Annotated in this window: 16 protein-coding genes; 8 read left to right on the top strand and 8 right to left on the bottom strand. The window is 69.7% G+C overall.

Annotation, left to right across the window (positions count from 1 at the left end):
• Nucleotides 1–101 precede the first annotated feature (101 nt).
• From OG241_RS22430 to OG241_RS22420, 3 genes are read left to right on the top strand one after another with little or no spacing between them, the layout of a single operon-like run.
• Nucleotides 102–413, top strand: a complete 312-nt coding sequence (locus OG241_RS22430; protein WP_405817284.1) for a hypothetical protein — start codon at nucleotides 102–104, stop codon at nucleotides 411–413.
• On the top strand, nucleotides 410–640 hold the full coding sequence (locus OG241_RS22425; protein ID WP_405817283.1) for a hypothetical protein: 231 nt from the start codon (nucleotides 410–412) through the stop codon (nucleotides 638–640). Before OG241_RS22430 ends, OG241_RS22425 begins: the two co-directional genes overlap by 4 nt.
• Nucleotides 641–677: 37 nt before the next feature.
• A complete protein-coding gene (locus tag OG241_RS22420) occupies nucleotides 678–1,109 on the top strand; it encodes a hypothetical protein (RefSeq protein ID WP_405817282.1) in 432 nt (143 codons plus the stop codon).
• Between the two features lie 72 nt (nucleotides 1,110–1,181).
• On the opposite strand, the gene OG241_RS22415 is transcribed toward OG241_RS22420, so the two are convergent.
• The 3 genes from OG241_RS22415 to OG241_RS22405 form a co-directional block, all read right to left on the bottom strand.
• Entirely contained in the window at nucleotides 1,182–1,658 is a 477-nt protein-coding gene (locus OG241_RS22415; RefSeq protein ID WP_405817281.1) for a VOC family protein, read from the bottom strand.
• Between the two features lie 69 nt (nucleotides 1,659–1,727).
• Nucleotides 1,728–2,708 carry an EamA family transporter RarD gene (gene rarD / locus OG241_RS22410; protein WP_405817280.1) on the bottom strand — a complete coding sequence of 327 codons (981 nt, stop codon included), beginning with the start codon at nucleotides 2,706–2,708 and terminating at the stop codon, nucleotides 1,728–1,730.
• A 176-nt stretch (nucleotides 2,709–2,884) separates the two neighbouring features.
• Complete coding sequence (locus OG241_RS22405) at nucleotides 2,885–3,736, bottom strand: NAD(P)H-binding protein (RefSeq protein WP_405817279.1); 852 nt, start codon at nucleotides 3,734–3,736, stop codon at nucleotides 2,885–2,887.
• Between the two features lie 90 nt (nucleotides 3,737–3,826).
• Here OG241_RS22405 and OG241_RS22400 point away from each other — a divergent pair, with 90 nt between their 5' ends.
• Complete coding sequence (locus tag OG241_RS22400) at nucleotides 3,827–4,234, top strand: winged helix-turn-helix transcriptional regulator (RefSeq protein ID WP_405817278.1); 408 nt, start codon at nucleotides 3,827–3,829, stop codon at nucleotides 4,232–4,234.
• A 21-nt stretch (nucleotides 4,235–4,255) separates the two neighbouring features.
• On the opposite strand, the gene OG241_RS22395 is transcribed toward OG241_RS22400, so the two are convergent.
• From OG241_RS22395 to OG241_RS22375, 5 genes are all read right to left on the bottom strand, one after another.
• Nucleotides 4,256–5,341, bottom strand: coding sequence for a 2-oxoacid:ferredoxin oxidoreductase subunit beta (locus tag OG241_RS22395; protein WP_405817277.1), 1,086 nt, complete (start codon nucleotides 5,339–5,341; stop codon nucleotides 4,256–4,258).
• A complete protein-coding gene (locus OG241_RS22390) occupies nucleotides 5,334–7,307 on the bottom strand; it encodes a 2-oxoacid:acceptor oxidoreductase subunit alpha (protein WP_405817276.1) in 1,974 nt (657 codons plus the stop codon). The genes OG241_RS22395 and OG241_RS22390 overlap by 8 nt, the downstream gene beginning before the upstream one ends.
• Nucleotides 7,308–7,492: 185 nt before the next feature.
• Nucleotides 7,493–8,152 carry a response regulator transcription factor gene (locus OG241_RS22385; RefSeq protein ID WP_319090702.1) on the bottom strand — a complete coding sequence of 220 codons (660 nt, stop codon included), beginning with the start codon at nucleotides 8,150–8,152 and terminating at the stop codon, nucleotides 7,493–7,495.
• A gap of 262 nt (nucleotides 8,153–8,414) precedes the next feature.
• The gene (locus OG241_RS22380) at nucleotides 8,415–9,788 is read right to left on the bottom strand and encodes a sensor histidine kinase (RefSeq protein WP_405817275.1); all 1,374 of its coding nucleotides are present in this window, start codon (nucleotides 9,786–9,788) and stop codon (nucleotides 8,415–8,417) included.
• A 170-nt stretch (nucleotides 9,789–9,958) separates the two neighbouring features.
• Entirely contained in the window at nucleotides 9,959–11,170 is a 1,212-nt protein-coding gene (locus OG241_RS22375; RefSeq protein ID WP_405817274.1) for a sensor histidine kinase, read from the bottom strand.
• A gap of 263 nt (nucleotides 11,171–11,433) precedes the next feature.
• On the opposite strand from OG241_RS22375, the gene OG241_RS22370 reads away from it, so the two are divergent.
• Genes OG241_RS22370 through OG241_RS22355 form a run of 4 tightly spaced genes read left to right on the top strand, consistent with a single transcriptional unit; the run spans nucleotide 11,434 to nucleotide 14,583 of the window.
• Nucleotides 11,434–11,856: an NADH-quinone oxidoreductase subunit A gene (locus OG241_RS22370; RefSeq protein WP_405826366.1), complete on the top strand. Its 423-nt coding sequence runs from the start codon at nucleotides 11,434–11,436 to the stop codon at nucleotides 11,854–11,856.
• Nucleotides 11,847–12,473 (top strand): NADH-quinone oxidoreductase subunit B, encoded by a 627-nt coding sequence (locus OG241_RS22365; protein ID WP_405817273.1) that lies wholly within the window; start codon nucleotides 11,847–11,849, stop codon nucleotides 12,471–12,473. The genes OG241_RS22370 and OG241_RS22365 overlap by 10 nt, the downstream gene beginning before the upstream one ends.
• Nucleotides 12,470–13,618: an NADH-quinone oxidoreductase subunit C gene (locus tag OG241_RS22360; protein WP_405817272.1), complete on the top strand. Its 1,149-nt coding sequence runs from the start codon at nucleotides 12,470–12,472 to the stop codon at nucleotides 13,616–13,618. Before OG241_RS22365 ends, OG241_RS22360 begins: the two co-directional genes overlap by 4 nt.
• Nucleotides 13,615–14,583 carry a complex I subunit 1 family protein gene (locus tag OG241_RS22355; RefSeq protein ID WP_319289712.1) on the top strand — a complete coding sequence of 323 codons (969 nt, stop codon included), beginning with the start codon at nucleotides 13,615–13,617 and terminating at the stop codon, nucleotides 14,581–14,583. Before OG241_RS22360 ends, OG241_RS22355 begins: the two co-directional genes overlap by 4 nt.
• Nucleotide 14,584 lies beyond the last annotated feature (1 nt).

The following is a 14,584-nucleotide window of genomic DNA, read 5'->3' as shown; positions in this document are numbered from 1 at the left end:
TGGCTTAGCGTCGTCCCTGAAACAAGAAACGCCCCGACAAACCGCGTAGGACCGGTTCGCCGGGGCTCCGACCGAACAGCTATCTAGGAGCTGAACGACGTATGCGTGACTCTATCGCCCGCGCCCTGGTGTGGGCCCTGCGGCTGCTACTGCCTGCCCGCGGACGCCACAGGACAGCACAGCCCGCCCCTGCGTCCGTCACCGAGCCCGCCCCTACGGAAAACCCGTGGATGAAGCCGTGGACCGGACCGAGTTCCGCCGAAGTCCGCGAGATCTTCCGGGCGGAAGAGACTATGCGGCTCACCCCCGTGCAGCGCGAACGGTCCTGGGCTGCCGAGTTCGCAGCACGCGGAGTTGACTACGACTACCGGTATCCCGGCGACCACTTCGCACAGTTCGGGGTGTCGGCATGACCGCCGAGGAACTGTTCCCGGAAGTCTCGCCCACCCCCTCGGGGGCTCTGTGCTGCCACTGCGGCCGTTGGTCAGTAGCTGCCGTGGCGTGCCGTCATATCGAGCGCGTGAGCGGCCCCGGGGTGACCCTGTACGCCTGCCCCGAGTGTCTGCCGGTCGTCGGCGTAGGCCCCACGGGCAACGACGTGATCCACGGCATCCCATCGCTGCGCAAGCGCACGGCGTGATAGGCAAGTCATGATCGAGACCCTTGGGAGGGGCCGCATGAAGCGGAAGACATGGATCATCACGGGCGTTGCCGTCCTCGCGTTCGGCGGGATGCTCTCGCTGTTCAAGGACGAGCCCGACAAGGCTTCGGCCGAGAACGCGAAGCCGACCGCTACGGCATCGGCAACACAGGACGCGAAGCCGTCGACCAGCACGCCCGAACCGAGTTCGGCGATTCCCTCGCCCGACGCAGCACAGACCGCAACACTCATCCGAGCGTTGAACGCCATAGATCCGGGGTTGGCCGCGAAGGAAGAGAGAGCCGTTAACCGGTCCCGCAACGTGTGCTTAGACGTCAAGGGCGGCAAGGAAGCCGCAACCGTCCAGAGCAACGCCAAAGCCCGTTTCGAGGGTGGCACGGTGCCGAGCCTCACCGACGACCAGGCGGCGGACATCGTGACCGCCGTAAAGTCGTCGTTCTGCAACTGACCAGACAGCAAAACGCCCCGTGCGGCCCAAGTGCCGTGCGGGGCTTCTGTGTTCTCTGACGTGCGCGTATGCTCAGAACTGGTAGTTAGCAGTGTTGGGGTCGGTCATCACCGTCCACTCGCCGCCGGCCTCCCGCACCTCCCGCAGTACGCTCGCCCCCAGCCCCGTCAGCCGCTCGACCTCGGCCGCACGCCGGTCCGGCCCCGGGTGCAGATCGAGATGGAGCCGGTTCTTGCCCGCCTTCGGCTCCGGCACGCGCTGGAACAGCAGCCGCCGCCCGAGCCCGGCCCCGCTCTCCTCCTGGTACGGGTCACCGGGATGCCGTACGGCGGCCAGGTCCCGCCAGGCACGGCGGCCGTGCGACTCGACGGTCAGCTCGGCCGGCACGGCACCGAGGCCCAGCAGACGTTCGACCAGCGCACTGTGGTCCTCGACCGTGTAGGCGAGCGCGTCCGCCCAGAAGCCGGCCTGCGCGTGCGGGTCCGCGCAGTCGATGACCAGCTTCCAGTGCACGGGGGTGGGGGCCTGTTGTGCGGGTGTCTGTGTCATGGAAACCACTTATAACGTGCCGCACTGACAGCGGCCCGCTCCACGCCCGCTCCAAGCCCGCTCCACCGGTCAGTGGCGTACGTCCTCCGTGGCCTCCGCCATGGGCGGTACGAGGACCGGGTCGGCCCCCGCCCTGAGTGCCCGGGCCCCCCGCCGGGCCCCCCGCCGGGCCGCCCGCAGCGCGTCCCACGTCAGCAGGACCAGGGCGAGCCACACCAGCGCGAACCCGGCCCAGCGCTCCGGAGGCATGGGCTCGTGGAAGTAGAAGACGCCCAGGAGGAACTGGAAGACGGGGGCCAGGTACTGGAGCAGGCCCAGCGTCGACAGCGGGACCCGGATCGCCGCCGCGCCGAAGCAGACCAGCGGGAGGGCGGTCACGATGCCGGTCGCCGCGAGCAGGGCCGCGTGCCCGGCGCCGTGTGCGCCGAAGGTCGCGTCGCCCCGGCCGCCCAGCCACAGCAGATACGCCAGCGCGGGCAGGAACTGGACCGCGGTCTCGGCGGCCAGCGACTCCACCCCGCCGAGGTTGACCTTCTTCTTGACCAGGCCGTACGTGGCGAAGGAGAAGGCCAGGCAGAGGGAGATCCAGGGCGGCCGGCCGTAGCCGATCGTCAGGACGAGTACCGCGGTCAGGCAGACGCCGACCGCCGTCCACTGCACCGGCCGCAGTCGTTCCTTCAGCAGGAGTACACCCATGGCGATGGTGACGAGCGGGTTGATGAAGTAGCCGAGCGAGGCCTCGACCACGTGCCCGCTGTTCACGGCCCAGATGTAGACGCCCCAGTTGACCGTGATGAACGCCGCGGCGACCGTGATCAGTGCCAGCCGGCGTGGCTGCCGCAGCAGCTCGCCCGCCCAGGCCCAGCGGCGCAGCGCCAGCAGGGCGACGCCGACGAAGGCCAGGGACCACACCATCCGGTGGGCCAGGATCTCGACCGCTCCGGCCGGCTTCAGCAGCGGCCAGAAGAGCGGGACGAGGCCCCACATCCCGTATGCCGCGAAACCGTTCAGCAGACCTGTGCGCTGCTCGTTCGTCGGCCTGCCGGACACCCGTGTCTCCCCTCGTACCAGCACATCGGCATATGGACGTGCGTCCACGACGGTAACGCCGAGCGCCCCCGCCTGTCATGCTCGTATCGCCATACGGTCATGACAGACGGGGGCGGGCGTCCTCGGGGGCGTGACGGGGGAGTGCGCGCCCCCGAGGGGTATGGGTGGGTCGGGGGTCAGGCCTTGAGCGCGGCGGCGATCGACTCGGCGATCGGCGTGGTGGGGCGGCCGGTCAGGCGGGACAGGTCACCCGGGGTGCCGGCCAGCTGGCCCTGCTCGATGGACACGTCCACGCCCGCGAGGATGGTGGCGAAGCCCTCGGGCAGGCCGACGCCGGTCAGGATGCCGATCAGGACCTCGGCGGAGACGGCGTTGTAGGCGACGTCCTTGCCGGACTGCTTGGACACCTCGGCCGCGTACTCGGCGAAGCTCCAGTTGGTGTCGCCGCTCAGCTCGTACGTCGTGTTCTCGTGGCCCTCGCCGGTCAGCACCGCGACAGCGGCGGCGGCGTAGTCGGCGCGAGAGGCGGAGGCGACGCGGCCCTCGCCGGCGGCCTGGGTGACGCCGTGCTCGAGGGCGACGGCGAGCTGCTCGGTGTAGTTCTCGTTGTACCAGCCGTTGCGCAGCAGCGAGTACGGGACGCCGGACTCGAGGATCGCCGCCTCGGTGCCCTTGTGGTCGTCGGCGAGCGCGGCCGTCAGGGTGCCCGGGGCGCTGGTGTACGCGAGCAGCGCGGCGCCCGCGGCCTTGGCGGCGTCGAGGACGACCTTGTGCTGGCCGACGCGGCCCTTGTCGAACTCGTTGCCGGAGATGAGCAGCACCTTGTCGCCGGCGGCTATGACACCGTCGAAGGTCTCCGGCTGGTTGTAGTCGGCGACCGCGATCTTCACGCCGCGGGCCGCGAAGCCGGAGGCCTTCTCCGCGTCGCGCACGACGGCGGTGATCTGGTCGGCCGGAACCTTCTCCAGCAGCTGCTCGACTACGTGACGACCGAGTTGGCCGGTGGCTCCGGTGACGATGATGCTCATTGCGTATCTCCTAGTGGGGTGCGGGCTGGCACTAACCATAGGGGAAGCGCTAACTTCACGAAAGTACCCACTTTCAGGTAAGGTACTTACATGGGAGTAAGCATGGTAGGAAGCGCGGCAGCGAGCAGGGTCGACGCCGAGGGCATGTGCCCGCACCGCCTGGTCATGGAGCACGTCACGAGCCGTTGGGGTGTGCTCGTGCTCATGGAGCTGCTGGAGCGCCCGTACCGCTTCAGTGAGCTGCGCCGGGCCATCGGCAGGGTCAGCGAGAAGATGCTGACGCAGACCCTCCAGACGCTGGAGCGCGACGGCCTGGTCCACCGGGACGCGAAGCCGGTCATCCCGCCCCGCGTCGACTACTCGCTCACCGACCTCGGCCGTGAGGCCGCCGCCCAGGTCAAGGCCCTGTCCGCCTGGACGACGGAGCGCATGGAGGACGTGGAGGAGGCCCGCCGGGCGTACGACTCGGCCCGGGCTGAAAAGGCCCGGGCCGAGTAGTCACACCCTCGTACGTACCGTTTATCCGACGACGGTCCAGGTGTCCCCGCCGGCGAGCAGCGCGCCGAGGTCGCCCTTGCCGTTCTGGACGATCGCCGTGTCGAGCTGCTCGGCCATCTGTGTGTCGTAGACGGGCCGGTCGACGGAGCGGAAGACGCCGATGGGCGTGTGGTGGAGGGTGTCCGGGTCGGCGAGCCGGGACAGCGCGAACGCCGTGGTCGGGGACGCGGAGCGCGCGTCGTGCACGAGCACCTCGCCCTCGTTCTCGGCGGTGACGGCGACCACCTTCAGGTCGCCGGTCACCCGGTCCCGTACGACCCCCTTGGCACCGTCGGCCCCGAACCGGATCGGCTGCCCGTGCTCCAGCCGGATCACCGCCTCCTCGGCCTGCTGCCTGTCCTTGAGGACCTCGAAGGCGCCGTCGTTGAAGATGTTGCAGTTCTGGTAGATCTCGACAAGCGCCGTACCGGGGTGGGCGGCGGCCTCGCGCAGCACGCTGGTGAGGTGCTTGCGGTCGGAGTCGACGGTCCGGGCGACGAAGGAGGCCTCGGCGCCGATCGCCAGAGAGACGGGGTTGAAGGGCGCGTCCAGCGACCCCATGGGCGTCGACTTGGTGATCTTGCCGACCTCGCTGGTGGGCGAGTACTGGCCCTTGGTCAGCCCGTAGATCCGGTTGTTGAAGAGCAGGATCTTGAGGTTGACGTTGCGTCGCAGGGCGTGGATGAGGTGGTTGCCGCCGATGGAGAGGGCGTCACCGTCACCCGTGACGACCCACACGCTCAGGTCACGCCGGCTGGAGGCGAGCCCGGTGGCGATGGCCGGGGCGCGGCCGTGGATGGAGTGCATCCCGTAGGTGTTCATGTAGTACGGGAAGCGGGAGGAGCACCCGATCCCGGACACGAAGACGATGTTCTCCTTCGCCAGCCCCAGTTCGGGCATGAAGCCCTGCACGGCGGAGAGGACCGCGTAGTCCCCGCAGCCGGGGCACCAGCGCACTTCCTGATCGGACTTGAAGTCCTTCATGGACTGCCTGGCCTCGGCCTTGGGCACCAGAGTGAGTGCCTCGATCGAGCCGGCAGTGGCGCCTTCCGTGGACGTCTCAGCCATCGATGGCCTCCTTGAGAGCCGTGGCGAGCTGTTCGGCCTTGAACGGCATACCGTTGACCTGGTTGTACGAATGGGCGTCCACCAGGTACTTCGCCCGGATCAGCGTGGCGAGCTGGCCGAGGTTCATCTCGGGGATCACGACCTTGTCGTAGCGCCGCAGCACCTCGCCGAGATTCCGGGGGAACGGGTTGAGGTGGCGCAGATGGGCCTGCGCGATCGGCTGCCCGGCCGCCCGCAGCCGGCGTACCGCCGCGGTGATCGGCCCGTAGGTGGAACCCCAGCCCAGAACAAGGGTGTTGGCCGCCCCGGACGGCTCGTCGACCACCAGATCCGGTACGTCGATGCCGTCGATCTTGGCCTGACGGGTACGGACCATCAGGTCGTGGTTGGCCGGGTCGTAGGAGATGTTGCCCGTGCCGTCCTGCTTCTCGATGCCACCGATGCGGTGTTCGAGCCCGGGGGTGCCGGGGATGGCCCAGGGCCGGGCGAGGGTCTGCGGGTCCCGCTTGTAGGGCCAGAAGACCTCGGTGCCGTCGTCGAGGGTGTGATTGGGTCCCTGGGCGAACCGCACCCGCAGGTCGGGGAGTTCGTCGACCTCGGGGACACGCCAGGGCTCGGAGCCGTTGGCGAGGTACCCGTCGGAGAGCAGGAAGACCGGGGTGCGGTAGGTGAGGGCGATCCGTGCCGCTTCCAGCGCCGCGTCGAAGCAGTCGCCGGGGGTGCACGGGGCCACGATCGGGACCGGGGCCTCGCCGTTGCGGCCGAACATGGCCTGCAGCAGATCGGCCTGCTCGGTCTTGGTCGGCAGACCGGTCGAGGGTCCGCCGCGCTGGATGTCGATGACCAGCAACGGCAGTTCCAGCGACACCGCCAGCCCGATCGCCTCGGACTTCAGGGCCACGCCCGGCCCCGAGGTGGTGGTGACGGCCAGCGACCCGCCGAAGGCGGCGCCCAACGCGGCCCCGATACCGGCGATTTCGTCCTCGGCCTGGAAGGTGCGGACACCGAAGTTCTTGTGTCTGCTCAGCTCGTGCAGGATGTCCGAGGCCGGCGTGATCGGGTAGGACCCCAAGTACAGGGGCAGATCGGCCTGTTGGCCGGCCGCGATCAGCCCGTACGAGAGCGCCAGGTTCCCCGAGATGTTGCGATAGGTGCCGGTGGGGAACGCGGTCGAGGCCGGCGCGACCTCGTAACTGACCGCGAAGTCCTCGGTCGTCTCCCCGAAGTTCCAACCGGCCCTGAAAGCCGTCAGGTTGGCGGCGGCGATCTCGGGCTTCTTGGCGAACTTGGTGGCCAGGAACTTCTCGGTGCCCTCGGTCGGCCGGTGGTACATCCAGCTCAACAGGCCCAGCGCGAACATGTTCTTGCTGCGCTCGGCCTCCTTGCGGGAGAGCGAGAAGTCCTTGAGGGCCTCGACGGTCAGGGTGGTCAACGGCACCGGATGCAGGCTGTACCCGTCGAGCGACCCGTCCTCCAGCGGCGAGTCCGCGTACCCCACCTTCTGCATCGCCCGCTTGGTGAACTCGTCCGTGTTGACGATGATCTCCGCGCCGCGCGGCACATCGGCGATGTTCGCCTTCAGCGCGGCCGGATTCATCGCGACAAGCACGTTGGGCGCGTCCCCGGGCGTGAGGATGTCGTGGTCGGCGAAATGCAGCTGGAACGAAGAAACGCCCGGCAGGGTTCCTGCGGGCGCTCGGATCTCGGCGGGGAAGTTCGGCAGTGTGGACAGATCGTTCCCGAAGGACGCCGTCTCGGAGGTGAAGCGGTCCCCCGTGAGCTGCATACCGTCCCCGGAGTCCCCCGCGAACCGAATAATCACCCGATCGAGGCGTCTTACGTCCTTTACGCCCGCCGAATTGCGCTGTTCTCCGACGACGGTTCCGACAGCTCCGATGTCTGAGCCGGCCTTCTCCGCTGAACCGTTCGCTGAGCTGTCCGCTGGACTGCTGACCTGGCTGGTCACTGAACTGGACCTCCTTCGAGGCGGCGGCCTGGGAGCGGCCCTCCCGCGGACCTTCCCAGCATCAACAGTACGTCGGTAAGGGTGGCCTTCCCTGGGCCGATCGCATGATGGACGCCATTTTGAGACGGTTCGACGCCCTGACTTGTCATGATTTCCTGCCCCGACGCTGACAGGGTGACAGGCGGTCAGGTGTTGAGGTAGGTCAGAACGGCCAGAACACGCCGGTGATCGCCGTCGCTGGGGGAGAGCCCCAGCTTCAGGAATATGTTGCTGACGTGCTTCTCCACGGCTCCGTCACTCACGACGAGCTGCCGTGCGATGGCCGAATTGGTCCGGCCCTCCGCCATGAGCCCCAGCACCTCACGCTCCCGGGGAGTGAGCCCGGCCAGCACGTCCTGCTTACGGCTCCGGCCCAGCAGCTGGGCCACGACCTCCGGATCGAGCGCGGTACCCCCCTGGGCCACCCGCACCACGGCGTCCACGAACTCCCGCACCTCGGCGACCCGGTCCTTCAGCAGGTACCCGACGCCCCGGCTCGACCCGGCGAGCAGCTCGGTCGCGTACCGCTCCTCCACGTACTGCGACAGCACGAGCACACCGAGTTCCGGATGCGACTTCCGCAGCTGTACGGCGGCCCGGACCCCTTCGTCGGTATGGGTGGGCGGCATCCGCACATCCGCGACGACGACATCCGGGAGCTCGTCCTGCTCAGCGAGCTCGGTGATGGTCTTGACCAGCGCGACCCCGTCCCCCACCCCGGCGACGACATCATGCCCACGGTCGGTCAACAACCGGGTCAGGCCCTCTCTCAGCAGCACTGAATCCTCGGCAATGACCACCCGCACCCTGTCCTCCACGATTCCCGGCTCCCCACCCCGTCCGAACACCAGGCTCCAGCATCCCAGTATTCGGACGAGGAAGGGGGTTGTTGTCGAGCGATTCCCGACAGCCGGCACCTTTCCGGCGCTGGCCCGCTCTTTCAGCCCGTCCGGCGATTGCGGACAAGGCCCGTTCAGGGCCGGAGGGGGGCCTGGGGGCGCAGCCCCCAGATACAGGATGGGACGGGTAGGGGCGGCGGGGGCGAGAAAAACCCACCCCCCACCCGCCTCACCCCCGCCAGGGCAACTCCGCGGTAACCCGAGTAGGCCCACCCACCGGCGAATCCACCACCAGAATCCCGTCCACCGCATCGAGCCGCCCCGCCAACCCCGCCAACCCCGACCCGCCGGAGGCATCCGCACCCCCCACCCCGTCATCCACAACCTGCAGCATCAGCCGGTTCTCCACCCGCCACACATCCACCGACGCCCCCGTCGCCCGCGCATGCTTGCTGATGTTCTGCAGCAGCTCCGACACCGTGAAGTACGCGATCCCCTCGATCGCCGCCGCCGGCCGCTCCACCAGGTCCACCTCCACCCGCACCGGCACCACACACCGGGACGCCACCGCCGACAGCGCCGCGTCCAGCCCCCGGTCCGTCAGCACCGCCGGGTGAATCCCGCGCGCCAGATCCCGCAGCTCCTGCAGCGCCGTCTTCACCTCACCGTGCGCCTCGTCCACCATCCGCGCCGCGGCCTGCGGGTCCTCCGTGAGCTTCTCCTTCGCGAGCCCCAGATCCATGGCCAGCGCCACCAGCCGCGCCTGCGCCCCGTCATGCAGATCCCGCTCGATCCGCCGCAGATCGGCCGCGGCGGTGTCGACGACGACCCCCCGGTCGGACTCCAGCTCGACGACGCGCGTCGCCAGCCGCGTCGGTCCGAGCAGCCCCCGCACCATCACCCGGTCCACGAGGGTCAGCGCCCGCACGATCCAGGGCGTGGCCATGGTGAACAACAGTCCGACCAGCGCGGTCACGACGATCTCGAACGGGTTGTCGAGGTAGATGCTGTGGGTCTCGTCGCCGTACAGCTGGAGGCCGTCCTGCCCGCCGTACATCGGGAAGAGCCAGAACCACAGCGGGTACGTCAGCAGCGCCCACCCGTACACCCAGAAGATCACCGAGACCCCGAACGAGAACACCGCCCACGGCAGATGCAGCACCGAGTACAGCAGGTGCCGCCACGAGGTGCCGCTCTTGAGCACGGCCCCCATCCAGGCCGCCGCCCCCGGCTTCCGTCCCCGCGCCGGCTCCGGCTCGGCCACGTCGAGCCCGAGCAGCCCACGCGCCATCTTCCGCTCCAGCACCCCGAACCCCCGGCATCCCGCCAGGCCCACGGCCAGCACCGGAATCCCGAGGAAGGTGACCAGGAGACCCGCGCCGGCGGAGGCCATGGTGACCGCGTACGAGAACACCAGCACGCTCATCGGCAGGCTCAGCAGCACATACCCGAACTCCCGCCAACTGCGCGCCTCGACAGGCGCCCGCAACGCGGCCGGCAACCGATGCCGCCGCCCCCGGCCGGTCCCCCCGTCGGCCGTCGGGTGGAATCCGGCCCCGGGGCCGCCCTGCTGCCCGTACCCCTGTCCGTACTCCATGGCCATCGTTCCGTCCGTTCCAGTAGTCGGCTCGTCGGTTCATGAGCTCGTCGGTCTGTCTTCCATCAGCCTGCTCGCACCGAACCGCTCGGACCATGGAGCACGTAGGCGTCTTCCCCCGGGGGTTTTCCCTACCTGAACCCTGGTGTCCGCACCTAGGTACTGCGGCTCGGCACCTACGCCTCGGTCCGTTCCCGCCAGGGCAGTTCGGCCGTGACGGTCGTGGGGCCGCCCTCCGGCGAGTCGATGACGAACAGCCCGTCCACCGCGTCCAGCCGGTCCGCGAGCCCCGCCATCCCCGTACCGCCGTCGAGCCGCGCACCGCCGCGTCCGTCGTCCCAGACCTGGATCAGCAGCCGGTTCTCGGTGCGCCAGACCTCGACCGAGGCGTTCCGCGCCCCGCTGTGCTTGCTGATGTTCTGGAGCAGCTCGGAGACCGTGAAGTAGGCGATGCCCTCGATGGCGGCGGCAGGCCTGGCCGGCAGGTCGGCGGTCACCTTCACCGGCACCGTGCACCGGGACGCCACCGACGACAGCGCCGCGTCCAGCCCGCGGTCGGTCAGGACGGCCGGATGGATCCCGCGCGCCAGATCGCGCAGCTCCTGAAGCGCGAGCTTCACCTCGCCGTGCGCCTCCTCGACCATCGCCGCCACCACGTCGTCGGCCTGGCCTTCCAGAAGCTTCTCCTTGGCCAGCCCGAGCCCCATCGCGAGGTTCACGAGCCGGGCCTGTGCCCCGTCGTGCAGATCGCGCTCGATGCGGCGAAGATCGGCGGCAGCCGTGTCGACCACGACCCCCCGGTCGGACTCCAGTTCGGCGATACGGCGTTCCAACTCGTCGGAGGGGGACAGCAGCCCGCGCACCATCACCCGGTCCACGTTCGTGAGCCCCCGTGCCAGGAACGGCAGCACCGGCCACAGCACGAACAGCGACATGAGCACGACGGAGAAGGTGAAGACACCCCAGGGCAGCCGGATGAGGTCGTACAGGATGGTGCGCCAGCCGACCGGATCCTTCACCGCCAGCATCAACCTGCCGAGGAACCCGAGCTTCTGGCCATGGGCGCCCCGGCTGTCACCCCGAGGCAGCGGACTCGGCTCGTCCACCCGTACCCCGAGCAGCGCCCTGGCCCGCGCCCGCTCGAACCGGCCCAACAGGCGTGCGCCCATCAGCCCGAGGGCGAGAACCGGAAGGCCGATCACCGTGATCGCGAGGCCGGAACCCACGCTCACCACGGTCACGACGTACACGAAACCGAACAACGCCATCGGCAGGTTGGCCAGGAGATGGGCGATCTCCTTCCAGGTGTGCGGTTCGAGGGCGAAACGGACAGGGGGCAGTCGGTCGCCCTCGGTTTCCGCGCTGGTGGCGGCGATACGTGCGGTCATGCCCGCCAGCCTGCCCGGCCGCGCGCCACGACGCCATGAGGTGGACCGCCCGGCGACCCGGGGGAAAACCCCACCATGTGCGGGAACTCGGACATGGCCATGCGTGACGGGCTGCTTACGGTCTCTTTAGCAGGCCCTAGACTCCCGTCCGTACAGATCGCCGAAGACCAGGGGCGAGATCCCACGAGGCCAGGGAGCGAGGGACGGACGTGCCGGTACCGACCGCCGTAGCCGCGACTGCCGTGACATCCGCGACGGAGCGCATCGCGGAGTCGAACGCAGCCGCGTCGAACATCGCAGCGTCGAACATCGCGGCGTCCGATTACTTCCAGTCCTACTCCGTCGTCGGACTGCTCGCCGTCGTCGGCGTGCTCTTCGTCGCGGTCGCCTTCGGAGCGGGCCGCCTGCTGCGCCCCGTGGTCCCGACCCCCGAGAAGCTCCTGACGTACGAGTGCGGTGTCGACCCCGTCGGCGAGGGCTGGGCCCACACCCAGGTCCGCTACTACGTCTACGCCTTCCTCTACGTCATCTTCGCCGTCGACTCGATCTTCCTGTTCCCCTGGGCGACCGTCTTCGCGGCCCCCGGCTACGGCGCGACCACCCTCGTCGAGATGTTCGTCTTCCTCGGCTTCCTGGCCGTGGGCCTGCTCTACGCATACAAGAAGGGCGTCCTGACATGGACGTGACGCCAGAAACGCATCCGTCGCCCACGGCACCCGCACCCGTGCTGTTGCCGGAGCCGAAACGCCTGGGCGCCCTCGCCCGCCTGGCCCCCGAGCCGATGAAGGTGGTCCTGAACTGGGGCCGCCGCTACTCGCTCTGGGTCTTCAACTTCGGCCTCGCCTGCTGCGCGATCGAGTTCATCGCCGCGTCCATGGCCCGCCACGACTTCATCCGCCTCGGCGTGATCCCCTTCGCCCCGGGGCCGCGCCAGGCCGACCTGATGGTGGTCTCGGGCACGGTCACGGACAAGATGGCCCCGGCCGTGCGGCGCCTGTACGAACAGATGCCCGAGCCGAAGTACGTCATCTCCTTCGGCGCGTGCAGCAACTGCGGCGGCCCGTACTGGGACTCCTACTCCGTGACGAAGGGCGTCGACCAGATCATCCCGGTCGACGTGTACGTTCCCGGCTGCCCGCCGCGCCCCGAAGCGCTGCTCCAGGGCATCCTCAAGCTCCAGGAGAAGATCGCCCGGGAGTCCCTGGGCGAGCGCTACGCGTCGGGACAGGCGGCGCGCCCCTCACCGGCCGCGCTCCAGAGCCCCCTGGTACAGCCGCCGACCGCCGGGGAGGGCCGGAGATGACGACAACCGGCTGGCTGCCCGCCCCCACCGAGGACCTCTTCGGTACGGAGGCCACGGCCGAGGAGTCGTACGACGTCCTGACCGTCGACGTACCCCCCACGTCCTGGACCGCGGCGCTGGAGACAGCACGCGACCGCCTCCACTGCACCTACTTCGACTGGCTCAGCGCGGTCGACGAACCGGGCACCGGCTTCCGCGTCGCCGCCCACGTGGTCGCCCTGTCCCCGGTCCGCCGCCTCCTCGTACGGACGACAGTCCCGCACGAGTCCGCCGTACTGCCCTCCCTCGTGGACGTCTACGCGGGCGCCGCCTGGCACGAGCGCGAGACGCACGAAATGTTCGGCGTACTTTTCGAGGGCCACCCGGGCCTGGACCACCTCCTCCTCCCGGAAACCTTCGAGGGCCACCCCCTCCGCAAGGACTTTGTGCTGGCGGCCCGTGTGGCCAAGGCCTGGCCGGGCGCGAAGGAGCCGGGGGAGTCGGAGCACGGGGGACCGAAGCGCCGCCAGATGCTCCCGCCCGGCGTCCCCGACCCCAACGAATGGGGCCCCCTGAAGGGCCAGCTCCCCCCGGCTCCGACCCGCCCGGCCCGAGCCGCCGCCGGCCGCGCGACCGGCGACCGCCCGGTACGCCGCGCCCGCACGGCATCGGAGGGCTCGGCAAGCCAGCTCCCGGGAAGCGAGACCCCGCAAGGCCGGACCCCGGCACCGGAGAGCACCCCCGCCGAGGCCTCGCCGACCCCGCCCACCACACCCCGCCGAACGCGCAGCGCAAGCCAGGGCTCGGCATCGCAGCACCCGCGGACACCGGCGCAGGAGGCACCCCAACCAGGCACGCCGGAAGCGACACGATCACCGGCGACTGAGGCGGCAGGCCCCCAGTCTCCAGACCCACAGTCGCCAGGCCCACAGGCGACGGAGGCGGAAACAGCCGCCGCCGACCCCGCCCCCAAGCCGCCGACCACGGCCCCCCGCGCCACGGACGCCCCCTGGCACCACGCCCGCCCCACCTTCGACGAACCCACGCCGAACGCCGCTGCACCGACCGAACCCCCCGCCCCGGAAGCCCCGACACCGGAAGCCTCACCGCGCGAAGACGCCACCCCCGACGCGCCCGACGACCACCCCACAGGAGGCTCGCAGTGAACGACGCGCTGGACGTCGCCCTGCGGCTCCTGATCGTCTTCGTCGTCTTCCTCACCTTCCCGCTGATCGTCGGTCAGACCGAGCACAAGGTGATGGCCCACATGCAGGGCCGCCTCGGCCCGATGTATGCCGGCGGCTTCCACGGCTGGGCCCAACTGGTCGCGGACGGCGTCAAGTTCGCGCAGAAGGAAGACATCGTCCCGGCCGGAGCCGACCGCCGTATCTTCCAACTCGCCCCCGCGGTGGCCCTCCTCCCGTACCTCCTCGTCCTCCTCGCCATCCCGATCGGCCCGAGCGAGGGCGCAGTCGGCGAGGTCGTCGACGCGGGCATCTTCTTCGTCCTCGCCGTCATGGGCGTCGGCGTCCTCGGCTCGCTCATGGCCGGCTGGGCGTCGGCCAACAAGTTCTCCCTCCTCGGCGGCCTGCGCACCGCCGCCCAACTCCTCGCCTACGAACTCCCGATGCTCCTCACCGCCGCCTCGGTCGCGATGGCGGCGGGCACGGTCTCGCTCCCCGGCATCCTCGACGCCTTCGAGTGGTGGTGGCTGCCCTGGCAGATCGTCGGCGCGATCGTGTTCTTCGTGGCCGGCCTCGCCGAACTCCAACGGCCCCCCTTCGACATGCCGGTGGCCGACTCGGAGATCATCTTCGGCGCCTACACCGAGTACACCGGCCTCCGCTTCGCCCTCTTCCTCCTCGCCGAGTACGCCGGGATCGTCGTCCTGTGCGGTCTGACCACCGTCCTCTTCCTGGGCGGCTGGCACGGACCCTGGGCCGCCGACGGCTTCGGCTGGGTCTGGACCCTCCTGAAGACGGCAGCGCTGGCCTTCGTGGTGATCTGGCTGCGCGTCACCTATCCCCGCCTGCGCGAGGACCAGCTCCAGAAGCTCTCCTGGACCCTCCTCGTCCCCCTCTCCCTCGCCCAGATCGCCCTCACCGGCATCGTGAAGGTGGTGATCTCGTAAC

Source organism: Streptomyces sp. NBC_01390 (assembly GCF_045040105.1).
In the GTDB taxonomy this organism is placed as follows: domain Bacteria; phylum Actinomycetota; class Actinomycetes; order Streptomycetales; family Streptomycetaceae; genus Streptomyces.
The sequence above is the reverse complement of the archived record's forward strand: the minus strand, read 5'-3'. Positions and strand labels throughout refer to the sequence as shown.

Bases quoted from the DNA above. Each gene is read 5' to 3' on its own strand.
- OG241_RS22430 (WP_405817284.1), top strand. From the start codon at position 102: ATGCGTGACTCTATCGCCCGCGCCCTGGTGTGGGCCCTGCGGCTGCTA.
- OG241_RS22415 (WP_405817281.1), bottom strand. From the start codon at position 1,658: ATGACACAGACACCCGCACAACAGGCCCCCACCCCCGTGCACTGGAAG.
- OG241_RS22365 (WP_405817273.1), top strand. From the start codon at position 11,847: ATGGACGTGACGCCAGAAACGCATCCGTCGCCCACGGCACCCGCACCC.
- OG241_RS22400 (WP_405817278.1), top strand. From the start codon at position 3,827: ATGGGAGTAAGCATGGTAGGAAGCGCGGCAGCGAGCAGGGTCGACGCC.
- OG241_RS22380 (WP_405817275.1), bottom strand. From the start codon at position 9,788: ATGGCCATGGAGTACGGACAGGGGTACGGGCAGCAGGGCGGCCCCGGG.
- OG241_RS22395 (WP_405817277.1), bottom strand. From the start codon at position 5,341: ATGGCTGAGACGTCCACGGAAGGCGCCACTGCCGGCTCGATCGAGGCA.
- OG241_RS22375 (WP_405817274.1), bottom strand. From the start codon at position 11,170: ATGACCGCACGTATCGCCGCCACCAGCGCGGAAACCGAGGGCGACCGA.
- OG241_RS22425 (WP_405817283.1), top strand. From the start codon at position 410: ATGACCGCCGAGGAACTGTTCCCGGAAGTCTCGCCCACCCCCTCGGGG.
- OG241_RS22360 (WP_405817272.1), top strand. From the start codon at position 12,470: ATGACGACAACCGGCTGGCTGCCCGCCCCCACCGAGGACCTCTTCGGT.
- OG241_RS22420 (WP_405817282.1), top strand. From the start codon at position 678: ATGAAGCGGAAGACATGGATCATCACGGGCGTTGCCGTCCTCGCGTTC.
- OG241_RS22405 (WP_405817279.1), bottom strand. From the start codon at position 3,736: ATGAGCATCATCGTCACCGGAGCCACCGGCCAACTCGGTCGTCACGTA.